The sequence below is a fragment of the Marinobacter fuscus genome (genome assembly GCF_003007675.1).
GTDB classification, from domain to species: domain Bacteria; phylum Pseudomonadota; class Gammaproteobacteria; order Pseudomonadales; family Oleiphilaceae; genus Marinobacter; species Marinobacter fuscus.
On the sequence record NZ_PXNP01000005.1, the window covers coordinates 1 to 3,289 of the forward strand.

5 protein-coding genes are annotated in these 3,289 nt (G+C 57.6%); 1 reads left to right on the forward strand and 4 read right to left on the reverse strand.

Annotation, left to right across the window (positions count from 1 at the left end; translation table 11 throughout):
* On the forward strand, window positions 1-179 hold a 179-nt coding region (locus C7H09_RS00710), incomplete at its 5' end, for a tyrosine-type recombinase/integrase (protein ID WP_072194358.1).
* A 260-nt stretch (window positions 180-439) separates the two neighbouring features.
* Here the strand turns inward: C7H09_RS00710 and C7H09_RS00720 are convergent.
* From C7H09_RS00720 to C7H09_RS00740, 4 genes are all read right to left on the reverse strand, one after another.
* Entirely contained in the window at window positions 440-1,276 is an 837-nt protein-coding gene (locus C7H09_RS00720; protein ID WP_000480959.1) for an APH(6)-I family aminoglycoside O-phosphotransferase, read from the reverse strand.
* Window positions 1,276-2,079, reverse strand: a complete 804-nt coding sequence (gene aph(3'')-Ib / locus C7H09_RS00725; protein ID WP_025464697.1) for an aminoglycoside O-phosphotransferase APH(3'')-Ib — start codon at window positions 2,077-2,079, stop codon at window positions 1,276-1,278. Before aph(3'')-Ib ends, C7H09_RS00720 begins: the two co-directional genes overlap by 1 nt.
* Window positions 2,080-2,144: 65 nt before the next feature.
* Window positions 2,145-2,759, reverse strand: coding sequence for a recombinase family protein (locus C7H09_RS00730; protein WP_099593669.1), 615 nt, complete (start codon window positions 2,757-2,759; stop codon window positions 2,145-2,147).
* Window positions 2,760-3,110: 351 nt separating this feature from the next.
* On the reverse strand, window positions 3,111-3,289 hold a 179-nt coding region (locus tag C7H09_RS00740; RefSeq protein WP_072194358.1), incomplete at its 5' end, for a tyrosine-type recombinase/integrase.

Sequence of the window (3,289 nt, forward strand, 5' to 3'; positions counted from 1 at the left end):
TCCGCCACTCGTTCGCGACGGCCTTGCTCCGCAGCGGTTACGACATTCGAACCGTGCAGGATCTGCTCGGCCATTCCGACGTCTCTACGACGATGATTTACACGCATGTGCTGAAAGTTGGCGGTGCCGGAGTGCGCTCACCGCTTGATGCGCTGCCGCCCCTCACTAGTGAGAGGTAGGGCAGCGCAAGTCAATCCTGGCGGATTCACTACCCCTGCGCGAAGGCCATCGGTGCCGCATCGAACGGCCGGTTGCGGAAAGTCCTCCCTGCGTCCGCTGATGGCCGGCAGCAGCCCGTCGTTGCCTGATGGATCCAACCCCTCCGCTGCTATAGGGGTCGTTTGCGGGAGGGGGCGAAATCCTACGCTAAGGCTTTGGCCAACGATATTCTCCGGTAAGATTGATGTGTTCCCAGGGGATAGGAGAAGTCGCTTGATATCTAGTATGACGTCTGTCGCACGTGCTTGATTGCGGCCGCGATAGCTAGATCGCGTTGCTCCTCTTCTCCATCCGCGTTCCAAGCCGCGGAAAGACACCCGTAAGCGTACGCCTGGTCGAGCAGCCGACGCGGATCGACGTCCAGCGCACGAGAGAATGCGTCCGCCATCTGTGCAATGCGTCTAGGATCGAGACAAAGGTCGTCTCTGTCAGCCGGATCGTAGAACATATTGGCGGCGCCAAAGCCCACTTCACCGACCAGACCGACTGGATCTATCACCAGCCAGCCGCGACTGGAGAACATGATATTTTCATGATGCAGATCGCCATGTAGCCCACGCAGTTCCGAGGCATTGCTCATCATTTGATCGGCTATAATCGCCGCGTGGACGTAGTCAGTTTGACGACCTGCGTTTTGATCGTCACGCGCCCGCTGAAACAAAGCTGCAAAGCGCTCCCGGATCGGGAGAAGAGCAGAAGGCAGGGGTTCCTCAGATGCGGCATACAGCTTCGCCATCAGTTCCGCTGCAATTTCGGTCGCCTGGTAGTCGCCGTGCTCGGCAACGATGTGAGAGAGCATTCGCTCCCCGGCATATTCGAGCAACATCAGATTGTTCTCACGACCGAGCAACCGGACTGCTCCCCTCCCACTGCGCCATACCAGATAGTCGGCCCCGCGCAGTTCATCAGCAATGTCTTCTATAGGTTTCAATCCTTTGACGATTGCAGGAGTCCCGTCTGGCAAAAAAACTTTCCAAACGAGGCTGGAAAAGGTGTCCGCAATGAGAACAGGTTGGGAAACGTGCCAATGAGCAGGAAAAACAGGCGGCATGAACATCAACCCCAAGTAAGAGGGTCCAATCGCAGATAGAAGGCAAGGCGTTCGCGGTCGGGGGCTTCGATCCCCAATACATTGAATAGGACAGCGAAGGCGCGCTCTGCTTCATCTGGCGCTGCCCAGTTCTCTTCGGCGTTAGCAATCATGAGTGCCAAATCGGCATAGCGATCTGCTGTTCCGAGCCGCCCAAGGTCGATCAGACCCGTACATTGAAGAGTTCTAGGGTCTACCATGAAGTTCGGCATGCAGGGATCACCATGGCAAACAACCATATCGGTGCGCTCTTGGTCGAGCCGCACCGGTAGCTCTCGTTCGACACGAGCCAAAAGATCGAGCTGCGGCGTACTCTTGTCCTCGTCAGGTAAGAAGTCGGGATTGACGGCATTGCGGGACACCACATCAACGGCGCGTCCGATCATTCGCGACAGCCTGCGCTCAAACGGACATTGATCAACCGATAGGCTGTGAACAGCCCCAAGTTGCTGCCCCATTGACGGCCACGCTTTGAGCAAATCTGCTCCAGACAGATCCGCCGCCGGTACTCCCGGAATTGCCGTTATCACTAGGCATGCGCCCTCCTGTTCCTCCTGCCAGTTGATTACCTCGGGGCAAGCCACACCTCGACCTTTGAGCCAAATGAGGCGGTCACGCTCTCCAGCGAGCTCACCGCGACGGGAAGCAGGTGCGATTTTCGCGAAGGCATGCCCGTCACCACGTCGAAAAACAAAATCACCGGATTCTCCGCCTCTGACAGGCAACCAGTCAGAATGCGATTCACCCAAAAAAATATAAGTCCGATTCAATGGAGGTTCCTTCAGTTTGCTGATGAGGCGCGGAGGTGGCTCAACCTGCGAAAAGAAAAGAGTTGCTATGCAAGGCCAAGAACATGCTTTCCATGGTCTCTGAGCTCGCCTTTGGGGCCGACGTACCGGTAGAGAGTGACGCGCTCGATGCCAAGTTCCTTGCAGAGATCGGAAACTGAAGTATCGCGCTGGGCCATGGCGGCTTGCGCGAGACGCACCTGAGCTTTGGTGAGCGCGAATTTTCGTCCGCCCTTGCGACCGCGCGCTCTCGCGGAGGCGAGACCCGCCATGGTGCGCTCTCGGATCAGATCCCGCTCGAACTCAGCCAAGGTGGCGAAGATTCCGAACACCATGCGACCGGACGCAGTCGTGGTGTCGATCTGAGCGCCCTTTTCAGTCAGAACCCGCAGGCCGATCTTGCGGTCTGACAGCTCCTTCACCGTGTTGACCAGATGGGCAAGCGATCGTCCGAGGCGATCGAGCTTCCAGACCACCAGCACATCGCCGTCACGCAATGACTTGAGGCAAGCGGTCAAACCAGGGCGATCATCACGACCGCCGGAAGCAAGATCATCATAGATATTGTCCCGTTCGACACCTGCGGCGCGCAAGGCGTCGTGCTGCAGGTCGAGAGACTGCGAGCCATCGGCTTTGGAGACGCGGGCATATCCGATCAGCATGTATCACAAACGTTCGATTATGTGACAGTGTGAGCCAGAACGTGCCGGTCGTCAAAAATTGTCACTTAACCCGTAATTCTGTCTAAGGCATACAAAGGGTGTTTATGGTTAGTAAAGTGACGGCGCAAGACAGCATCGTGCAGGGGACTTGTCGTTTTCAGAAGACGGCTGCACTGAACGTCAGAAGCCGACTGCACTATAGCAGCGGAGGGGTTGGATCCATCAGGCAACGACGGGCTGCTGCCGGCCATCAGCGGACGCAGGGAGGACTTTCCGCAACCGGCCGTTCGATGCGGCACCGATGGCCTTCGCGCAGGGGTAGTGAATCCGCCAGGATTGACTTGCGCTGCCCTACCTCTCACTAGTGAGGGGCGGCAGCGCATCAAGCGGTGAGCGCACTCCGGCACCGCCAACTTTCAGCACATGCGTGTAAATCATCGTCGTAGAGACGTCGGAATGGCCGAGCAGATCCTGCACGGTTCGAATGTCGTAACCGCTGCGGAGCAAGGCCGTCGCGAACGAGTGGCGGA